Genomic DNA, 18806 nt, shown 5'->3' on the forward strand with positions numbered 1-18806 from the left:
CATGAAACTCCTGCACGCCCTCAGGAAGAGATTCATACACGCCCTCAGGGCGCTGGTGCCGATCCTCTGCGTCGTGGTGCTCTTTCAGGCGGCGGTGTTCCGCCAGGTGCCGGAGGGCTGGGGCTCCATCCTCATCGGTCTCCTCATCGTCGCCGCAGGGATCGCTCTCTTCCTCGAGGGCCTGGAGCGCAGCGTCTTCCCCGTCGGGAAGTCCATCACGAACAAGCTCGTCAAGTCGGCCTCGTTGTGGAAGCTGCTTCCCTTCTGCTTCGCCATCGGATTCGCGGCCGTCATCGCAGAACCGGCGCTGATCTCAGTCGCCGACCAAGCCGAACTCGTCAGCGAAGGACGTCTCGACAGCCTCGTCCTACGACTCGTCATCGCCCTCAGCGTCGGCGCCGTCATGATCCTGGGGGCGTTGCGAGTCTTCCTCGGCTGGCCCCTGCACAGGGTGCTGATCGTCGGCTACGCGGCCGTCCTGGCCCTGACCTCCGTGGCGCCGCCCGAAGTCTCCAGCCTCGCCTACGATTCGGGCGGAGTGACGACCAACATCGTCACCGTGCCCCTCATCGCCGCCATCGGCATCGGCATGGCCGCTTCGATCACCGGGCGCAGCAGACTCAGGGATGGGTTCGGCCTCGTCGCGCTGTGTGTGATGGTCCCTATGATCAGCGTCCAGCTCTACGGCATCCTGGTCTACCAGGTCGGCGATGCCGAGAGTGTGGCCGCCGAGGGGACACAGGGGTCGGACGCCTGGTGGCTCGACCTGCTGGCAGGCCTCGGGACCGTGATCAGGGATGTCGCTCCGGTGATCGGCGTCGTGCTCTTCTTCCAGTTCGTCGTTCTGCGCCGACGTCTGGGAAACCCCGTCCAGGCGACCGTCGGTTTCAGCATGGTCATCCTCGGCCTCTTCGGTTTCATCGTGGGCCTGGAGATCGGGCTGCTGCCGATGGGGAGTCGGATGGCTGAGCAGCTCATCGAGACCGACCAGCGTCTGCTCATCATCGGTTTCGGTGTGCTGATCGGATTCGCCACGACGATGGCAGAGCCAGCGCTGATGGCCATCGCCGAGGAGGCCGAGGACATCTCCGAGAAGGGTCTCCGTGCGAACACCCTGCGCGTCCTCGTCGCCTGCGGAGTCGCGGGAGGCATCGGCATCGGCGTTCTGAGGATCCTCACCGGTGGCTCCTTCGCCCTCATCATCGCCAGCATGTACCTCCTAGTACTGTCGCTGGTTCTGCTGGCACCCAAGGAGCTCGTTCCTATCGCCTTCGACCTCGGCGGAGTGACGACCAGTGAGATCACGGTTCCACTCATCACAGCCCTGGGGATCGGGCTCGCATCGGCGATCCCTGGTCGCGACATCCTCATCGACGGCTTCGGCCTCATCGCCTTCGCATCAGTGGGTCCAGTCCTGGCTGTACTTGGCTATGCTGTGCTAGTCAGGTTCACCGCGAAGGCGGAGCCCCGCTCCTCCGCACCTGCCGCTCCGAGGGAGGCATGATGTCTCAGAAGGCCGTGTTCGTCGTCATCCCGGATGATCGGGAGGAGAGGGCCATCGCTCTCGTCGAGGACGCCGGAGCCACCGGTGTCACAGCCCTGTCGGCGCGAGGCGTCGGCAAGCACGCCCGCAAGACGTTCTTCGGAGCGAGGTTCTCCGGCGCACAATCTGCGTTGATCATGCTTGTGCCGGAGGACAAGGTGACACCGATCATGTCCTGCCTCGACGAGGTCATCTACGAGGGGCAGGAAGCCCACGGAATCTGCTTCACCGTCCCTGTGGAACAGATCTCTCCACCCGAGCCCTCAACCGACTCCTCCTGACGTTCTCACCTCGACCATTCAGCCCGCATAGGCCTTCCAGTCAAAGGTCTCCCCGACGTCCTGGGCGTTGAGCGCGTAGGAGATCTGCCCGTCCAGGTGCTCACGGATGAGATCGGCATGCCCCGCATGGCGTGCCACCTCCGCGACCAGATGCTGAGCCACCCAGCGCACGTTCCAGGACTCCAGGTCCTTCGGGAACCACGGAGCGTCCGGAATCGGCACCCGGGTGTCGAAGTCCACGGCGCCCAGCACAGGTCGTACCAGGTCCCGGGCCGTATTGAGCCGGGCGCGCAGTGTGGCACCGTCGACCTCAGGCACCTCCTCGCCGGTCCAGAAGCCGTCGAAGCCCAGGGCGAAGGCCTCCTCGGCAAGCCCTCTGTCCGACTCGGCGACTCCGTGGACGTAGACATGGTGCAGCCAGCGGATCACAGTCTGGGTCACATGGGCGAACAGACCTCCCATGCTCAACGTGCCTGCGGTGGGGGCGGCACGCAGCTGGACATCGTCGAGGTCCAGCGCGGAGATGCGCAGCTGCTCAAGCTGCTGGATGACATAGGTGGCGCAGGCGTCGCGCTCATCGGTCACCTCGGGGGTCAGGAAGGGCATGACATTCTCCTCTCGGGGTTCGTGGTGCCGAGTCTTCCTCCCTCTGCGGACAGATACTGTCCGCATCCCAGGCGTATCCTGAGGGCATGGCCAGCGACACCACCGACCCCACTCGCCGGGCGCTCCAGATCCTCGGGTTCATGCAGGCCCGCTCCTCCGCCAGCGCCGAGGAGATCGCGGAGCGACTGGGCGTCACCACGCGCACCGTACGACGCGACGTGCAACGCCTTCGAGACCTCGGATACGGGATCGAGTCGACAGCCGGACAGGGCGGCGGGTACCGCCTGGTGGCAGGCTCCAACCGGCCGGTGCTGGTGCTGGAGCCGGAGGAGGCTTCCGCCGTCGTGCTCGGCCTGGCCCACCTCACCGACCTCGGCCTCTCCGGTCTGGAGGACGCCGCGCTCTCCGCCCTGGCCAAGGTCAGCCGGACCATGCCGCCTCAGGTCTCGGCTGCGGCGGAGAAGGTCCGGCGCGGCACCGCCGTCGTCGGCGCACGCGATGCACAGACCCCGGTGGAACACGTGGCGCTGCTGGCCGAAGCAGCCGCCGAGCGACGCACCGTCACCTTCTCCCACCGCCGCGAGGGCAGCCCGAGGGATCGGCGGGCGGATCCCTACCGGGTCGTGTCGTTCGCCGGCCGCTGGTACCTGTTCGCCTGGTGCCACCTGCGCCAGGACTGGCGCACCTTCCGAGTGGACCGGATCGGCGAGGTCCATGTCACCACGCTGCACTACACGGTCGCTCCCTCCCCTGACCCGGTGGCCACGGTGAAGGACGCGGTGCTCCGCTCCCCGTACCCCCTGGTGGCGCGGGTGATCGTGGGGGCACCGGCCGACCAGGTGCGGCCTCGGCTCTCCCCGCATGCCGCCGACGTCGAGCCTGCCGGCCCTCACCACGCGCTGGTGACCATCGGCGCACAGGAGGCCGGCTGGGTGGCAGTCCACTTGGCAGGGCTGAGGCTTCCGCTGCAGGTGATCGAGCCTCCTGAACTCGTCGAGGAGCTGCGGCTGCTGGGGCGGGACCTCACCGCCGTGACGCTCGCGGCTGACCCCGGTGTGGCCCGCGCCATAGACTGACCCCCATGGCGCGATCGACACTCTTCTCCCTGAAGGCCCTCCGGCTGCGTCCGGCCGTCCCCGACGAGGATCAGGCGCATCTGCGGCGACTGCCGATCCGCCGCGGGCCAGTGAACATCGCCCGGCAAGTGATGCTGCGTTCGGCCAATGTGGGGCTCACCGCCGCCTATCGGCTCTACCGCGCCGACCCCGCGCTCTGGCGGTTCACCGCACGGCACTATCACCCAGCACTGGAGCGCTTCGCACAGCTCAACGCCTGGATGATCTGCCAACACGCCTCGCTGGACGTCCCCGCCTATCAGGACCATCTGGCCCGCAGCGGCTACGAGTTCAGCTGGTGGGATCTGAACTCCTACACCCCCACCTCCAAGGACGGCTACGTACGCCGCTACCAAGAGGCCACTCGGTGTTGGAACGGACGCATCGACGTCGCCGGCACCGTGGTGGACGAGTCCTCCGGCTCCTCGGGGACCCCTTTCAACTGGATGAGGTCCAAACAGGAGCTCGACACCGTGCACAAGAACGTGGCCGGGTATGTGACGACGCTCTTCGGCGAGGAGAACCTATTCTGTATCAACGCGTTCTCCATGGGCGCCTGGGCCACCGGCACCAACACCGGGCAGGCCATGGCAAAGATCGCCATGGTCAAGAACACCGGCCCGGACCTGGACAAGATCCTGGATACCATGCGCCACTTCGGCCCTCGATTCACCTACCTGATCACCGCCTACCCGCCCTTCCTCAAGCATCTGACAGACCGGATGGAGGCTGCCGGGGACGAGTTCGCCGAGTTTCGGCTCAACGGGTTCGTCGGCGGTGAGGCGATGACCGAGGGACTGCGCGACCACCTGCAGCGCCGCTTCCATCGGGTCTACTCCGGCTACGGCGCCTCGGACCTGACGATCGGCATGGGCGGCGAAACCGACCTGTCCGTGACCCTGCGGCGGGAGCTGATCGCGGACTCGGCCTTCCGCACCCGGGTGCTCGGCGAGGACGAGACGCGCATCCCTATGGTGTTCCAGTACAACCCGCTGGAGACCTATCTGGAGACCACCAAGGATGATGAACTGGTGGTGACGATCAACTCAGCGGCGGTGATGAGCCCTCGGCTGCGGTACAACATCGGCGACGAGGCCCGGCTGCTCTCCTTCCCGGAAATGGTGGAGCTCACCGCCGACTTCCCAGACCTGGTCCCCCGACTCAAGCGCGCCTACCGGCACCAGCGGATGAAGCTGCCCTTCCTGCTGCTCTTCGGCCGCACTGATTCGACCATCTCCTACATGGGCGCGAACATCTACCCGGTGGACGTGCAGAACGGCCTCTACCGGGACCCGCAGGTCGCCCGGCTCATCGAGTCGTTCCAGATCGAGCTGTTGCAGACCGACGAGCTGGAGCAGCGCCCCACCCTGCACGTTCAGCTGCACGAGCCGCAGCTCCACCCGGACGCCGACCTCGACGACGACGCCCGCGCCGACCTGGCCCAGACCCTGGCCTCCGGGATGCTGGAGCATCTGGCCTCCGTCTCCCGGGACGTGGCCGAATCGCTGGAGGAGGACGAGAGCGCCGGGGATCTGCGGGTCCACGTGCACCGCTGGCGCACGGGCCCCTTCGCTGACGACGCCTCCCGCCGCAAGATCAAGAACGTCTACCTCAGGACCGGGGAGAGCTGACCATGCGCACCCGCGACTTCTCCGCCTGCCGTGCACCACAGGCCCGCACCGGCGCGCTCTTCCTGGGCTGCAACGAATACCGCAGCCCCAAGGCCTTCGCCGAGCAGCTGATCACTTGGGCGCCGCTGGGCCGGGCGCTGAAGCGGGCGCCGGGCTACCTGTGGCACCGCAGCTACTACGAGTTCCCGCTGCGCATCGGCCTGGTGGTCAGCTTCGAGTCCCGGGAGTCGCTGATGGAGTTCGCCAAGATGCCGGAGCACCAGGCGATCATGCATTGGCTCGTCGGAACCTCTCCGGAGACCGGCACCCGCTCCGCAGACCCGGCGAAGGCTCCGGTGGTCGGCGGGTTCATCCGCATTCTGGAGGCCGAGGACGTCGGGTATGCCAATGGCACCTGGCGGGCCGACTCCGAGGAGCTGCATATGGTGGAGCGGTGGCAGGACCAGCGGCCCGGGGATCGACGTCCGGAGGATCTCCCGGATCGGCTGCGCGCCACGGTCACCGGCGTGGGCCAGATCACCGCCCTGGCGCGAGCGCTGAATCCGCTGCGCCGGAGGCGCTGATGCAGACGTCGCGACTCACCCTGGAGGAGGTCCGCACCCCGGCGGCCTGCGAGGAGTTCCTGGCGCTGCCCGCCACCGACCCCCGCGAGGTGCCGGTGCTGGCCGACGACGTACGCGCCTGGTTCCGCGGGGAGCATCCGCATGTCGACTCGGTGGTGCTGCTGCTGGTCCGAGACGAGAGCGGCGCCCCGGTGGGCCGGTGTCTCACCCACCGGTCCTCTGAGGCCGACGCTGTGCTGGCCGCCGGGCTCGGGCCCGGCCCGTTCCAGCTCTTCGGCGCGGTGGCGGCCGGGTCCGCGGAGGCGCTGAGGGCTCTGCTCGATGAGGTTTTCCGGCGCGCCCAGGCCGCGGGCGCAGCAGGAGTCTTCGGCCCGGTGACCTTGCTGCCGAATCAGCTCGGCGGCGCGCTGACCGCAGGGTTCGAGGACGCGGGGTTCTTCGACTCGCCCTGGACTCCGGCGCTGCTGGCCGAGAGCCTCACCGCCGCGGGCTTCCAGCCCTGGTACCCGGCGGCCACCTGGGAGATTCCGGTGCGGCATATCCCGCCCGAGAAGCGCCGACGACCCACGAAGACGGAGCTCGCCGCGGCCGGGGTGCGTCGTCTCCCGGCCTCGCGCCTGCGACTGCGCGGGCCCCGCGGCCAAGTGGAGCTGATGCGCCAGGCGCTCAACGCCTCCTTCGCCCAGCTGCCCTACTACACGTCGATCTCCCGTCGGCAGATGACCCGCCAGACCGCGGGCCTGGAGCTGCTGATGGACCCGCGCCTGGTGGTGATGCTCGGTGACGGCTCGGGCGATCTGGCGAGCTTCGCTCTGGTGGTGCCGGATCCCGCGCCCCTGCTGCGCCGCTCCCGTGGCGAGCTGGGGCTGCGTCAGCTTCCGGCGCTGCTCCGGCGGGGCCGGCTCAGGGATGCAGTGCTCATCGTCCAGGGCACCCGGCCGGACCGCCAGGGTGAGGGCCTGCTCACCCTCGTGGCCCGGGAGCTGTTCGCCGCGCTGCACGCAGGAGGTTGGGATCACCTGCGGGTCACGTTCATCGGCGAGGAGAATCACGGGTCCTCGGCGGTGTTCGCGAAGGCGGGAGGCCGCCCGCTGCACCGGCTGAGCTTCTTCCATCGCCGTCTGCCCCGTCCTGGCCGTTCCCCGGACCCTCAGTCCTGGTGCCTGATCGCAGCCCGCGCCCCGAGCGCACACAACACTCAGCCCTGGGAACCTCAGCTCCTCGACGACGGCGCCGAGCCGCGCATCGAACTGACTGTGGACCCGGCACGCACCCTGCCGGTGGGAGATCCGGATCACCGCGACCTGCACCTAAGCCTGGGGGCCTGGATCGAGTCCTTCGCCGTGGCCGCAGCCGCCGAGGGCCAGCAGGTGCGGATCGACGATGTCCGAGGTGCCGGGCCAGAGATTCGCATCGTGCTGACCTGGACCGCCGGTGAGGCGCAGGAGGTGACCGCCGACGTCGATGACGTGCTTACCCGCCGGGTCCACCGCGGCACGTTGCTGCCCCCGGGTGAACTGCACCTTCCAGAGGGTTTCCAATCCCTCGATGCCCTGGACGCCGACCCGCTGGAACGGCGTGCGGGCCGCCATCTCGCCTCCTCCCCGTCCTTGGTGGCGGAGCTCTTGGACTGGCTGCGCCTGGACCCGTCGGATCCACGCTGGCATGAGGACGGTCTCTCGGCGGAATGTCTCCAACTGCCCCGGACCCTGCGCAGGGGCCTGAACCTCGGGCTCAGGGGGCTGCGCCCTGTGCTGCCTCCTCTGCTGGGCCGGTTCTCCCCTCCGCTGGCCGGGGCCGGTACCGGTGTTCCGGTGGTCATGGAGGCCCGGGACCTCTCCCCCGCAGGGCTGGTTGAGGCCGGACGCCGCCTCCAACGGCTCTGGCTGGAGCTGCACCGGCAGGGTATGGCAGCGTCCCCGGCCTCTCAGGTCATCGACTGCCCGGCCACGGTCGGCTCCTTGGGCGTGGACCACCCGGTCGCCTACTTCAGGGTGGGCATCCCCGACGACGTGCCGCCGCGCTCGGCCCGGCGGCACCGGTGAGTCAGTGCAGCGGCACGAACCGGTACTGTCCGTGCACACTGGCCTGGACGCCGTCGGCACTGCGCCGGATGCGGCACATCTCCCCGACCACGGGGACCACGAGCACGCCGTCGTCGTCGAGCTGGTCGATCAGGTCGTCAGGGGTCCGCGGCGCGTCGGCGGAGACGAGGATCCGGTCGAAGGGTGCGGCGTCGGGCAGCCCGAGCACGCCCCGCTGGGCCTGATGCACCTGCACCCAGGGCATCTCTTGCCGAGCGACCGCCTCTTGGGCGTGGGCCACCAGTTCGGGGATCAGCTCCACCCCGAGGACCTCGCCCTCCGGACCGACCAGACGGCCCAGCAGCGCAGCGGACCACCCAGAGCCGGAGCCGACGTCGAGCACCCGCTGCCCGGGGCGCACATCGAGCAGACGCAGCATGCGCGCCACCGTGCTCGGCTGGGAGTTCGTCTGGCCGTGGCCGATCGACAGAGGCTCGTCCGCAGCAGCGAGCTGCCGCTGCGGCCCGGGCAGGAAGTCGACGCGGCGCACCTCGTCCATCGCGCGGACGACGGGATCGGCTCCGGCAGGATAGTCCATGGTGCCCTCATGATAAAGGGTGTCACCATGCTGGGCGAAGGGCCTGGGATCTCCCGGCGGCTCAGGGCACGCGGTGCCCGGCGACGCGCAGCAGCTCGTACCATTCGGGCCTGGTCAGCGGGATCTCGGAGCCTGTGGCGGCTTCCGCGACACGGTCCGGACGAGTGGTGCCCAGCACCACCTGCATCCCTGCAGGATGGCGGGTGATCCACGCGGTGGCGATCGCCGTCGGGGTGACGGCGTACTTCTGCGCCAGGCGGTCCAGCACCGCATTGAGCTCCGGGTACTGGGGAGAGCCGATGAACACTCCGTGCGGGGACTGGTAGGGCGACCAGGCCTGCAGGGTGATGCCGTTGATCCGGCAGTACTCCACGATCCCTTCCCCGTTCGGGGACACCACGGAGGACAGCCCCAGGGTGTTGGCCATGATCCCCTCCGCGAGGATCGCCGCATGGGGCAGCGAGAGCTGCACCTGGTTGACCACCAGAGGCTGGCTGACAGCGGTGCGCAGCAGTTCGATCTGCCCCGGGGTGTGGTTGGAGACACCGAAGTGGCGGACCTTCCCGGTCGAGGCCAGGTGGTCGAAGGCCCGAGCGACCTCCTCCGGCTCGACGAGGATGTCCGGACGGTGGAGCAGCATGATGTCGAGGTAGTCGGTCTGCAGAGACCGCAGCGACTCCTCCGCCGAACTGACGATGTGCTCATAGGAGAAGTCGTAGTAGGGGCCGTCCTTGACGATCCCGGTCTTCGTCTGGAGAGTGATCTCCTCCCGCTCGGCGGAACTCAGCTGCATCGCCTCGGCGAAACGCCGCTCACACCCGTGCGTGGTCAGGCCTGGGCCGTAGATGTCCGCGTGGTCGAAGAAGTCGATCCCCGCCCTCCGGGCGGTGCTGACCAGCTCACGGATCTCTTCGTCGGTCTTCTCCGGGATCCTCATCAGGCCGAGCGTGACGTTGGGTGCGGTGATGTCGGTATGGGCGATGCTCTGAGTGCGCATGGTCACAGCCTACTCCGGAAGGGCGTCGGGCCGGTTCCGGAAAGCACGCTCCCGCACATGACGATGCGCCTCCCGCAACGTGGCGAGCTGCTCCTCCGCATCCTCCACCAGCTGAGCGAACACCCCCTCATCCATACCGAGCTCTTCGGCGTGCTCCTGCAGGACCAGCCATCCATGCATCTTGGCGGTGATCGCGCTGGACATCAGTTCGCATTCGAGCAGCAGCTCCGAGGGCGAACGGTTCAAGGGTGCCCGGCCGTAGGGCTTCAGCCGCGCGGCCTTCTCCCCCACCCAGGCCAGCGCGGAGGATGCTCCGGGGCGGGGGAAGTCCTGGCTGGCCATGAGCTTCTGCAGGAAGCTGTGTTCCCGACGGATCTCCTCGGCCACCTTGGAGAGCTCAGGGAAGACGGGGGTGTCCGAGTAGGCCTCGGCCATGGCCTCGATGCGCTCCACCCCGGCGGTGGCTCCGGTGAGATGGTCAGCCATGTACTGACGCAGCAGGTCGGCGTCGAGGTCCTGTGGCAGCTGGTGGTCCCGTGTCGGCAGCGGAGTGGGGTCCACACGCGGGCCGGACCGTGGGCGCATCGGCAGCGAGGCGGCGCCGTCGCCCTGGGCCATGCCCTGCAGCAGGCTCTCCGCCGCCTCGGCGGCGCTGCGGCGCGGACGCCAGCCCAGCTCCTCCCGGGCACGGGTGGTGTCCATGATCGGGGCTTTCATCCCCATGTCCAGCCACCCCTCGTCCGCAGGCAGCAGCCGAGCCCGGTGGGCGGCCCGCATCGCGGTCCGCAGCGGGCGGGACGGAAGGACCACGGCTCTGCCACGGCCGCCTGAGACGATCTGCGCCAAACGCTGGGCATCGAGCAGATCATCGGCCGCGATGTTGAAAGGACCATGAGCGCCTCGGATCACCGCTTCGGCGTAGGCCGAGGCGACGTCGGCGGCGTGCACCGCCTGGGCGCGCACACCTCGAGGCAGGGGCACCACGGGTGGGCGGACGGCGTCGAGCACCTGCACCGGGGCCCACCGTCCGGCGAAGTATCGTTGGATCTCCGATCCGGCACAGCCTTGGAAGATGAGTCCGGGGCGCAGGCGCGCCAGCGCGATGCCGGGGTGCGCGGTCTCGAACTCATCCAGCACCCGCTCCTGGGCGGCCTTGTCCACGCTGTAGTGCGACCCCGGGATCCCTTCAGTGGGCCAGTCCTCACGGCGCGGCTCATCGTCGTCGACCGGCGAGTACGCGCCCACCGAGGAGGCCACGGCGATCCGCTCCACCCCGGCCTCAGCCGCTGCCTCGAGCACGTGACGCGTGCCGTCCACGTTGACGCGGCGCAGCAGCTCACGCTCCGAGTTGGGCTGGATCAGCCAGGCCAGGTGGATGACGGCGTCGGCATCCTGGAACGCCTGTGCGAGGGATTCCCGAGATTCAGGGAACTGGATGTCGATGGTGGCCCACTCAGGGTGCGAGTACGGCTCGGTGTCCGTGTCCGGAAGGCGCCGCGCGATGCCGATCACGGACGTGACCTCCGGACGCAGATGCAGCTCCCTGAGCACGGCCGTGCCGGCATTCCCAGTGGCTCCGACGACAGCGATCCGCACGGAGTCCTCCTTCTCCTCGGTGTCCTTGACCTGCTGGTCCTTTCCTACAAGACCACGCCGCGGCGCCGGACACAAGGGCGCCTCAGACAAGCAGGTTGACGGCTCCCACGGCGGTCAGCACCAGGACGAGCCGATCGAACATCCGCTGCGAGATGCGGGTGGCCAACCAACGACCGGCGAAGGCCGCGACCACGACCAGCGGCACCAGGACGGCGGCGATCGTCAGCACCTCCAGGGTCAGCAGACCCAGCCCCACCTGGAACGGAAGCTTGGCGAGGTTGACCGCGAAGAAGAAGTAGGCGGTGGTGCCCAGGAAGGCCTTCACCGGCAGCCGCATGGCCAGCAGGTACATGCTCATCACCGGGCCTCCTGCGTTCGCGACCATCGTGGTGAACCCGCCCAGCCATCCGTAGCCGTAGGCCGCCGTGCGACCGAGCTCCGTGGCGTCGGTGCGGGAACGTCTCCGCCACAGGGTGAAGGCGAGCAGCGCCAGCAGGATCCCACCGATGACGCGGCGGACGACGGCGTCGGAGGAGAGGCCCAGGAAGACCACCCCGACCAGCAGGCCCACCAGGACCGCAGGCACCAGTCGGCGCAGAGTGGCCCAGTCGACGTCGTGACGGTACATCCAGACGGCGAACAGGTCTCCGACCAACAGCAGGATCAGCAGGGCCGCCGTGGACTCTCGGGCGGGCATGGTCGCGGCGAAGATCGCCACCGCCAGCGTGGCCGCACCAGGCAGTGCGGTCTTGGACAGACCGACGATGAGCGCGCCGAGAGCGAGCAGGAGCCAGCTGAGGGAATCGAGGTCGATCACCGTGACAGCCTAGTGCGCGGCGGCCCAGCAAGCGGGCTCTTGCCCCAGGACCCCTCACCGGGTTCCATGGATGCATGACGGTACAGCGCGTGACACCTATCCTGACGGTGGACGACCTCCCTGCAGCCATCCGCCGGCACCGCGAGATCCTGGAGCTGGACGTGGTGATGAACCTCGGATGGGTGGCCTTCCTGGCCGACGACGCCGGACATCAGCTCGGCCTGATGACCCAAGACGCCTCCGCCTCGGTGAATCCGGAGGTCTCGGTGTTCGTCGACGACGTCGAGCGCACCTACCGCCTCGCCCAGGAGTCGGGGGCCGAGATCGCCCATCCGTTGTCGCTGGAGGCCTGGGGTGTGAAGAGGTTCTTCTACCGCGACGACTCAGGCCGGGTGGTCAATGTCGGGACGCACGTGTGACGCCACCGTTCAGCGCCGCGGGTCGATCATCGTCATGCCCGCCCGTGATGCGGTCTCCATGGAAGGCAGCGCCGATGCGGCGTCCTCCAGCCCGATGGTGCGGGCGATGAGCTGCTCAGGGTCCAGACGGCCCTGGGCGATCATGGCGAGCATCCCCGGGTAGGCGCCGGCTGCCATGCCGTGGCTGCCGAAGACGTCGAGCTCCCAGGCGATCACCCGGTCCATGGGGACGCGCGGGTGCCCTTCGATCGCCGGAAGCAGACCTATCTGGACATGTCGGCCCCGGCGGCGGAGGCTGTGGATCGCATCCGCACAGGTCTCTTCAGTCCCCACGGCGTCGACGGTCACCTGGGCGCCGCCATCGGTGAGTTCGCTGATGACGGCGGGCACGTCGACGTCAGGTCCGGCCATGACGGTGTCGTCGGCGCCCAGCTCGGCGGCAAGGTCCAGTGCCGGCTGGCTGCGGTCCACGGCGATGACACGGGCACCCAGCGCATGTCCGATCATGACCGCGCTGAGCCCCACCCCTCCGACGCCGATCACGGCGAGCGTCTGGCCCTCGCTGAGTCCGGCGCGGCTGATGAGCCCTCGGTAGGCCGTCGCGAAGCGGCAGCCGAGGCTCGCGGCGGCCTCTGCGCTCACACTCTGCGGAACGGCGACCAGGTTGGCGTCGGCGGCATGAAGTGCCACACGTTCGGCGAACGATCCCCAGTGGGTGAAGCCGGGCTGCTCCTGGTCCGGACAGACCTGCGGCTCACCCTGAAGGCACCATCGACAGCGGCCACAGCCGCACACGAAGGGCACGGTGACGCGGTCCCCCGCCTGCCACCTCTGCACTCCAGCCCCGACAGCGGTGATGGTACCGGCGAGCTCATGGCCAGGAACATGCGGCAGCGTGATCTCCTCGTGGCCGGCCCATGCGTGCCAGTCGCTGCGGCACAGTCCGCTGGCATGGACCTCGACGACGACGCCTCCCTCGGGCGCGACGGGCTCGGGGACGTCGCGGACCTCGGGCTGAGCGCGGATGGCATCGAAGACGACTGCTCGCATGGGATCGATCATGGCACAGCGGCGCCACCGTGAAGCCCAAGCCGTCGGACTTGACCTGCCCTCAACGCCGCGCCGCCCGCGACGCCGCCGGCACCCTACTCCGCCCTGAACTGGTGGAACGCTTCGATGCCGCCGACGCCCCCGACTGAAGTCCCACGGTCTGCTCGCCCTCCGCTACCCATCCGACAAGGCAGTACCGGCAACCACGATGACACCGCCGTCATCGCCATCCGAACGGCCACCGCGACCCCACCGCTCCCAGCACATGCCCCCGCCCCACACGCTGAGGACGGCACCCACCCGGGTGTAGCCCTCAGCATGCCCACGCCACTCCGTGGCCGCTGCAGCTACGCTGTCTCCATGAGTGACGTGTCCCGCCGAACTGACATCGAGCATCTCGCGCTGCTCGCCGCTCTGCAGCGGGAGTTCCACGCGCATCTGCTCGTCGCCGACTCCGAGGCACCAGTGCCTGCCTGCGGCTGGTGGACCGTCGAGGACCTCACCGAGCACCTCTGTGACGTCTACATCTGGGCGGCAGACATGGCCCGGGGCCGGGCCGCGGCTCCTAGGGAGGAGCGCCCCGCAGAACGCCCGGACGGCCTCGCCGCGTACTATCGATCCTGCGCCGCCCATCTCCACGAGACCCTCACTCAGCTGGGCCCCGAGGCTCCCGCGCGGATCTTCGGAGGCGACGGGGCGGCGGCGTTCTGGCATCGCCGCCAGGTCCACGAGACCCTGGTCCACCTCGATGACCTCGCCGCGGCCCTCGACGCCGACCCACCACACGTGGCGGCGGAGGTCTGGGCCGACGGGATCGATGAGATCGTCACGGTCCTGTATGCCCATCAGCTGCGATTGGGACGTGCGGAGCCGCCGTCGTCTCCGGTCCTGATCACTGCGACAGACGCCGAGAGCAGCTGGACCATGCCCGCAGGCACAGAGAACCCGGCCGCGGAGATCCGCGGCCGGGCTCAGGAAATCGATCTTCTGCTGTGGGGGCGCCGTGGCCTCGCGAACTCATCCCTCGAGGTGCGGGGCGATCGCGTCCCTGTGCGGCAGCTGCTGGATCAGCCGGTCACTCCGTGACGTCGATGATGATCTTCCCGGATCCGTCACCGGACTGGTTGTGCCTCATCGCCTCGGCCGCCTGCTCCAGCGGGAAGTGCCGGTCGATCTCCACGCTCAGAGTGCCGTCTGCGACCTTCGTCAGGAGCTGTCCCAGCCTCTGCCCGTCGGGGCGCACCCACACCCAGCGACCGTCGTGCTCCTCCACCGCGGGGTCCGCGATCGACACGTGGCGACCGTCATCGGCCAGCACAGCGAGAGTCTGCTCGAGGACTCCGCCGGCGAAGTCGGCCACGGCGGTGACCCCTGTGGGCGCCAGGTCGCGGACACGCTCCTCGAGTCCGTCACCATAGCGGAGCGGCTCCACTCCCAGGGCACGGAGCTTCTCGTGGTTCCGCTCCGAGGCGGTGCCGAGGACCCGTGCACCACCGGCCGCTGCCAACTGGGCCGCGACATGACCCACCCCGCCTGAAGCGCCGTGGATCAGCAGCGTGTCGTCTCCGGACAGGTTCAGCATCTCCAGGGAGCGCAGCGCGGTGAGCCCCACCAGCGGCAGGCCTGCGGCGGCGTCGACGGAGACGCCCTCGGGGACGCGCGCCACGGAGGCGGCCGGCACCGCCACATACTGGGCGTAGGTGCCGCCGTGGACGACGTCCTTGCGCGCGTAGGACGCCACCCGGTCACCGGGAGAGAACTCCGGGACGTCCGGGCCCACGGCCTCGACCACCCCGGAGACGTCCCAGCCCGGGATCACGGGGAACACGGCGTCAAGCATGCCGTCGAGCCCTCCGGCCATGAGTTTCCAGTCCACGGGGTTGACCGCGGCACGCTCCACCGCGATGAGCACCGCGCCAGGGCCCAGCTTCGGGGTCGGCTGCTCGGTGAGATGCAGAGTGTCAGGGGATCCGTACTCGGAATAGGTCATTGCACGCATGGTGGCGGCAACCGTCACGGATCCGCACACATTCCCGGTGTTCACTCTCAGGAGAGCTGCCGAACGCCGGTTGCGACTCGAGAGAATCCGCAGGCCTTGAACAGAGCACGGTCCTGAGCGTCAGCGAAGTCGGCGAAGAGCCGGCAGTGTCCGGCCGCCCGCGCCTCCTCGGCGGCCCGCTGCACCAGCGCCTCCCCCAGCTGGTGGTGCTCAGGATCGAGGAGCAGCTCGATCAGGACGGCATCCCGATCCCCGTCGCCTACCATCCGGACGAACCCCACCAGGCGGCCGGAGATCGTCGCCGCCACCCAGCTCTCCCGCCCGTCGGCGGTGCGCGGAGACCAGGTCGAGGCGGATCCGTCGGGGTGGACCCGGGCGCGCAGGTCATCGAGCGCCTCCTCATCGAGCTCGCCGGCGACCTGCAGCTGCGGCTCCGACGCTGACGCACCGTCCCGCCGTCGACGACGGCGACCCACGCGACGCTCGGACCGGTTCCTGGCGAAGGCACCGCCCAGAGAGGCGGCGATGGTGACGAACAGCCCCACGGCCAGCATGGCGTAGAGCATGGTGAAGATCTTCGCCAGCGGGCTGCTCGGCGTCAAGTCCCCGTACCCGACGGTGAGGCCGCTGACCACGGAGAAGTACAGGGCGTCGAGGACGGTCCAGCCCTCAGTGAGCGTGTAGAAGATCGTGGCGCTGAGCACCAGCATCAGCAGGCTCAACAGCGCCCCGCGGAACACGAGGTCCTGCCACGCCGTCCGGAGAGCAGAGAGGAAACGGGTGAACATCAGCGTCAGACCGAACATGACGGCATCCTACGCCGACACCGATCACCCCGGACCGACGTTGACGCGTATGCTCGGCCCATGGAACACCTGCAGCTGAATTCTGGCACCAGCATCCCGCAGATCGGTTATGGCACCGGACGATCCTCGGACCCCGCGAGAAACGTCGCCGCTGCCCTCGAGGCGGGCTACCGGCATGTGGACACCGCCCAGATGTACGACAACGAGGCCGGCGTCGGCGAAGGAGTCCGCGCATCCGGAGTGCCGCGTGACGACGTCTTCATCACCACCAAGCTGGGCAACGGGAATCACGCGCCCGACGCCGTCGACCGCACTCTGGACGAGTCGCTGGTGCGCCTCGGCGTCGACGCGGTGGACCTGTTCCTCGTCCACTGGCCCATGCCTGGGCTGGACATCGACTACGTGGACACCTGGCGAGCCATGATCTCCGTGGCCGAGACCGGGCGGGCTCGAGCGATCGGCGTCTCGAACTTCGAATCCCACCACCTGGAGCGGATCATCGAGGCCACCGGCGTCTTCCCGGCGGTGAACCAGATCGAGATCCACCCGTACTTCGCCAACAACGAGCTGCGCCGCTGGTGCTGGAACCACGGGCTCGCCGTCGAGGCGTGGAGCCCGCTGGGCAAGGGCGACGACCTCGACGATCCAGCCGTCCAGGAGCTGGCCACGCGGCTGGGCCGCACCCCGGCCCAGGTGATCCTGCGCTGGCACCTGCAGCGCGGCGACGTGATCATCCCCAAGACCGATCACCTCGAGCGGATGGCCAGCAACCTGGAGATCCTCGACTGGCAGCTCGATGAGCACGACGCGGCAGTCCTGGACGCATTGGACCGCGGTGAGGAAGGTCGGCGCACCGCCCATCCGGACCACGCCGTTTCGACACGTTGACCGGGGTCAGTCCCCGTAGGTGATCTCCACCCGACGATTCGCCGCGAAGGTGGCGGGATCCTCCTCGTCCTCGGTGACCGCGGGTTCGGTGTCTCCGCGGCCGGCCACGTGGAGCTCAAGGTCCGGACGCTCCTGTTCGAGAACCTCGGCCACAGCCTCGGCACGGTTCTCCGAGAGCACCTGGTTGTCGAAGTCCTCCCCGGTGGGGACCGAATCGGTGTGCCCGGTGACCTGCACCTCTGCCCCGTCGGGGATCTCGGCCACCAGCTCCGCGATGCGTGCCCCTGCCCCGTCCGGCAGCTCCCAGCTGTTGATCCGGAAGAGGATGTCGGTGGACAGCGAGATCAGGTTCGCCTCCTCATCCTCCGTCCGCGGGTCACCGAGCTGTTCGATGAAGTCCTGAGGATCAAAGCGGTAGATGAACGGGCCGGCGTCATACGGCACGACGGCGTCGTCCGTCTGCAGGCCCTCGGGACGCTCCGGTGGGGCGTCGAGCCGCTCCTGATCCGGCACCGGAGCGCCGACGTGCCCCGGGGAGACCGCCCCCGTCAGGACGACGAGCAGCGCGAGCCCTGCTGCAGCGATCCCAGCCGGGGCGGTGCCGTAGGCGCTCATCGCTGGATCTCCACGCCCTCGAACTCCTGCACACCGGGTATCACGGCGACGTCGACGATGTCGACGTCGTCCACCGGAGCCGGGAAGTAGGCCCAATGGGTGACCTGCTCACCCGACTGGACCTCGACGTCGCCGATCGCTGAGGCCCACGCGCCCTGCCCGAAGGCGCCGCTGAGCCAGCCCCCGCCCTGGGCGAACTGGTTCGAGGTCTGACGAGGCACATGATAGGCGGTGAAGTTCTGGCGGTCGTTGATCACTGGGAGCAGCACCGAGCCGGCATCGTGGCCGTGGAGAGTGCGGAAGCGGTGGACCGCGTTCTCGTCCTCGTATTCGGGGATGAAGCTGACGGTGAGCAGCATGCCCTGGTCATCGACCTCCAACGAGTGCAGGCCCATGGTGATCTCGCCTTCGGCCGCATCTCCCTGGATCGGGTAGGTCACCGTGTACTGGGCGTCCGCGATGTCCAGGGACATATCCTCGCCGGCCCCCTCGGGGTCCTCGGGGTCCTCAGAAGGCTCCTCCGCAGTGTCATCTGCGCCCCCTTCGGCCTCTCCCTCGGTATCCTCCGCTGGTTCCGGGTTCGCATCGGGAGTCGCATCGTCGCCGTCGCCGTCGAGCAGACCGCAGCCGGTGAGCGCGAGGAGTCCCGCGATGCTCAGGGTGGTAAGTGCCGGTCGGATGTTCACAGGTGCCTCCAGGATGACGATCTCGAGTTTGCTATAGCAACACCCTACTGCTGTTCACAGTTGCGAACAACCCCGAGGCACAGATGTCCGAAACTTCTCCGGGTTCCATTCACCGACCACAACGATCGGGACGCTCCCACGGCCACTCGGCGATGATCCAGGACTCGAGCGCCTCGGCCAACGGCGCGTCGAGTCCGGCACGGTCGGCACGCACCCAGGACTGGACGGTGACGTCATGGCCCTCCGCTTCGGGGGGATACAGGTAGACGCACCCGATCACCTCACCCTCATCCGGGTCCATCACGGTGAACGTGAAGCCCTTGCGCGCCGTGAAGTCGGCAGCATGACGCCTCAGGTCGGCCAGGTTCGCCTCCAGCGACATCCCCTCCACGGGCGGCCAGGAGCCGTCCGGATACCCGGGAGTCGCGCGGATGTGCTCGATGCTCGAAGACCATGCCGCGTGGTCCGCCTCGTTGTGCTGCGGCCCGAGGGGTTCCAGGCGGAACGCTTCGGTGACCAGCGACGTCGGGGGCTCGAAGTCAGACGGGACGAAGTGATCGGTGGACATGGCG

Annotated in this window: 20 protein-coding genes; 9 read left to right on the forward strand and 11 right to left on the reverse strand. The window is 68.7% G+C overall.

Annotation, left to right across the window (positions count from 1 at the left end; genetic code table 11):
* The first annotated feature begins 73 nt into the window (after window positions 1-73).
* Both HNR09_RS01035 and HNR09_RS01040 read left to right on the forward strand, forming a co-directional pair.
* Window positions 74-1504 (forward strand): DUF1538 domain-containing protein, encoded by a 1431-nt coding sequence (locus HNR09_RS01035; protein ID WP_343047397.1) that lies wholly within the window; start codon window positions 74-76, stop codon window positions 1502-1504.
* Entirely contained in the window at window positions 1501-1824 is a 324-nt protein-coding gene (locus HNR09_RS01040) for a P-II family nitrogen regulator (protein WP_179540357.1), read from the forward strand. The genes HNR09_RS01035 and HNR09_RS01040 overlap by 4 nt, the downstream gene beginning before the upstream one ends.
* Window positions 1825-1842: 18 nt before the next feature.
* Here the strand turns inward: HNR09_RS01040 and HNR09_RS01045 are convergent, their stop codons facing one another.
* The gene (locus HNR09_RS01045; protein WP_179540358.1) at window positions 1843-2430 is read right to left on the reverse strand and encodes a mycothiol transferase; all 588 of its coding nucleotides are present in this window, start codon (window positions 2428-2430) and stop codon (window positions 1843-1845) included.
* An 86-nt stretch (window positions 2431-2516) separates the two neighbouring features.
* Here HNR09_RS01045 and HNR09_RS01050 point away from each other — a divergent pair, with 86 nt between their 5' ends.
* The 4 genes from HNR09_RS01050 to HNR09_RS01065 are packed head-to-tail and all read left to right on the forward strand — an operon-like array spanning window position 2517 to window position 7784.
* Window positions 2517-3506 (forward strand): helix-turn-helix transcriptional regulator, encoded by a 990-nt coding sequence (locus HNR09_RS01050; RefSeq protein WP_179540359.1) that lies wholly within the window; start codon window positions 2517-2519, stop codon window positions 3504-3506.
* 5 nt (window positions 3507-3511) lie between these two features.
* The gene (locus HNR09_RS01055) at window positions 3512-5176 is read left to right on the forward strand and encodes a phenylacetate--CoA ligase family protein (RefSeq protein WP_246348676.1); all 1665 of its coding nucleotides are present in this window, start codon (window positions 3512-3514) and stop codon (window positions 5174-5176) included.
* A gap of 2 nt (window positions 5177-5178) precedes the next feature.
* On the forward strand, window positions 5179-5739 hold the full coding sequence (locus HNR09_RS01060) for a hypothetical protein (protein WP_179540360.1): 561 nt from the start codon (window positions 5179-5181) through the stop codon (window positions 5737-5739).
* On the forward strand, window positions 5739-7784 hold the full coding sequence (locus HNR09_RS01065) for a nitroreductase family protein (protein WP_179540361.1): 2046 nt from the start codon (window positions 5739-5741) through the stop codon (window positions 7782-7784). The genes HNR09_RS01060 and HNR09_RS01065 overlap by 1 nt, the downstream gene beginning before the upstream one ends.
* A 1-nt stretch (window position 7785) precedes the next feature.
* On the opposite strand, the gene HNR09_RS01070 is transcribed toward HNR09_RS01065, so the two are convergent.
* The 4 genes from HNR09_RS01070 to HNR09_RS01085 all read right to left on the reverse strand — a co-directional run bounded on the left by HNR09_RS01070 (window position 7786) and on the right by HNR09_RS01085 (window position 11771).
* Window positions 7786-8361, reverse strand: a complete 576-nt coding sequence (locus HNR09_RS01070; RefSeq protein ID WP_179540362.1) for a protein-L-isoaspartate O-methyltransferase family protein — start codon at window positions 8359-8361, stop codon at window positions 7786-7788.
* A gap of 61 nt (window positions 8362-8422) precedes the next feature.
* Window positions 8423-9358, reverse strand: a complete 936-nt coding sequence (locus HNR09_RS01075) for an aldo/keto reductase (RefSeq protein ID WP_179540363.1) — start codon at window positions 9356-9358, stop codon at window positions 8423-8425.
* A 9-nt stretch (window positions 9359-9367) separates the two neighbouring features.
* Entirely contained in the window at window positions 9368-10954 is a 1587-nt protein-coding gene (locus HNR09_RS01080) for an NAD-dependent epimerase/dehydratase family protein (protein WP_179540364.1), read from the reverse strand.
* A gap of 82 nt (window positions 10955-11036) precedes the next feature.
* The gene (locus HNR09_RS01085; protein WP_179540365.1) at window positions 11037-11771 is read right to left on the reverse strand and encodes a TSUP family transporter; all 735 of its coding nucleotides are present in this window, start codon (window positions 11769-11771) and stop codon (window positions 11037-11039) included.
* An 89-nt stretch (window positions 11772-11860) separates the two neighbouring features.
* Between HNR09_RS01085 and HNR09_RS01090 the strand changes: the two genes are divergently transcribed.
* Window positions 11861-12190, forward strand: a complete 330-nt coding sequence (locus HNR09_RS01090; RefSeq protein WP_343047398.1) for a VOC family protein — start codon at window positions 11861-11863, stop codon at window positions 12188-12190.
* A gap of 9 nt (window positions 12191-12199) precedes the next feature.
* On the opposite strand, the gene HNR09_RS01095 is transcribed toward HNR09_RS01090, so the two are convergent.
* Entirely contained in the window at window positions 12200-13240 is a 1041-nt protein-coding gene (locus tag HNR09_RS01095) for a zinc-dependent alcohol dehydrogenase family protein (protein ID WP_179540367.1), read from the reverse strand.
* Window positions 13241-13600: 360 nt separating this feature from the next.
* Between HNR09_RS01095 and HNR09_RS01100 the strand changes: the two genes are divergently transcribed.
* The gene (locus tag HNR09_RS01100) at window positions 13601-14326 is read left to right on the forward strand and encodes a maleylpyruvate isomerase family mycothiol-dependent enzyme (RefSeq protein ID WP_179540368.1); all 726 of its coding nucleotides are present in this window, start codon (window positions 13601-13603) and stop codon (window positions 14324-14326) included.
* On the opposite strand, the gene HNR09_RS01105 is transcribed toward HNR09_RS01100, so the two are convergent.
* Both HNR09_RS01105 and HNR09_RS01110 read right to left on the reverse strand, forming a co-directional pair.
* Window positions 14316-15230 carry an NADP-dependent oxidoreductase gene (locus HNR09_RS01105; RefSeq protein WP_343047399.1) on the reverse strand — a complete coding sequence of 305 codons (915 nt, stop codon included), beginning with the start codon at window positions 15228-15230 and terminating at the stop codon, window positions 14316-14318. The two genes, HNR09_RS01100 and HNR09_RS01105, sit on opposite strands and share 11 nt — an antisense overlap.
* A gap of 56 nt (window positions 15231-15286) precedes the next feature.
* A complete protein-coding gene (locus HNR09_RS01110) occupies window positions 15287-16045 on the reverse strand; it encodes a potassium channel family protein (RefSeq protein WP_179540369.1) in 759 nt (252 codons plus the stop codon).
* A 60-nt stretch (window positions 16046-16105) separates the two neighbouring features.
* Between HNR09_RS01110 and HNR09_RS01115 the strand changes: the two genes are divergently transcribed.
* Window positions 16106-16933 carry an aldo/keto reductase gene (locus HNR09_RS01115; RefSeq protein ID WP_179540370.1) on the forward strand — a complete coding sequence of 276 codons (828 nt, stop codon included), beginning with the start codon at window positions 16106-16108 and terminating at the stop codon, window positions 16931-16933.
* A gap of 6 nt (window positions 16934-16939) precedes the next feature.
* Here the strand turns inward: HNR09_RS01115 and HNR09_RS01120 are convergent, their stop codons facing one another.
* The 3 genes from HNR09_RS01120 to HNR09_RS01130 form a co-directional block, all read right to left on the reverse strand.
* The gene (locus tag HNR09_RS01120) at window positions 16940-17548 is read right to left on the reverse strand and encodes an OmpA family protein (RefSeq protein WP_179540371.1); all 609 of its coding nucleotides are present in this window, start codon (window positions 17546-17548) and stop codon (window positions 16940-16942) included.
* Window positions 17545-18234: a hypothetical protein gene (locus HNR09_RS01125; RefSeq protein WP_179540372.1), complete on the reverse strand. Its 690-nt coding sequence runs from the start codon at window positions 18232-18234 to the stop codon at window positions 17545-17547. The genes HNR09_RS01120 and HNR09_RS01125 overlap by 4 nt, the downstream gene beginning before the upstream one ends.
* Window positions 18235-18343: 109 nt before the next feature.
* Window positions 18344-18802: a GNAT family N-acetyltransferase gene (locus HNR09_RS01130; RefSeq protein ID WP_179540373.1), complete on the reverse strand. Its 459-nt coding sequence runs from the start codon at window positions 18800-18802 to the stop codon at window positions 18344-18346.
* Window positions 18803-18806: the final 4 nt, after the last annotated feature.

The sequence above is a fragment of the Nesterenkonia xinjiangensis genome, assembly GCF_013410745.1.
Classification (GTDB): Bacteria; Actinomycetota; Actinomycetes; order Actinomycetales; family Micrococcaceae; genus Nesterenkonia; species Nesterenkonia xinjiangensis.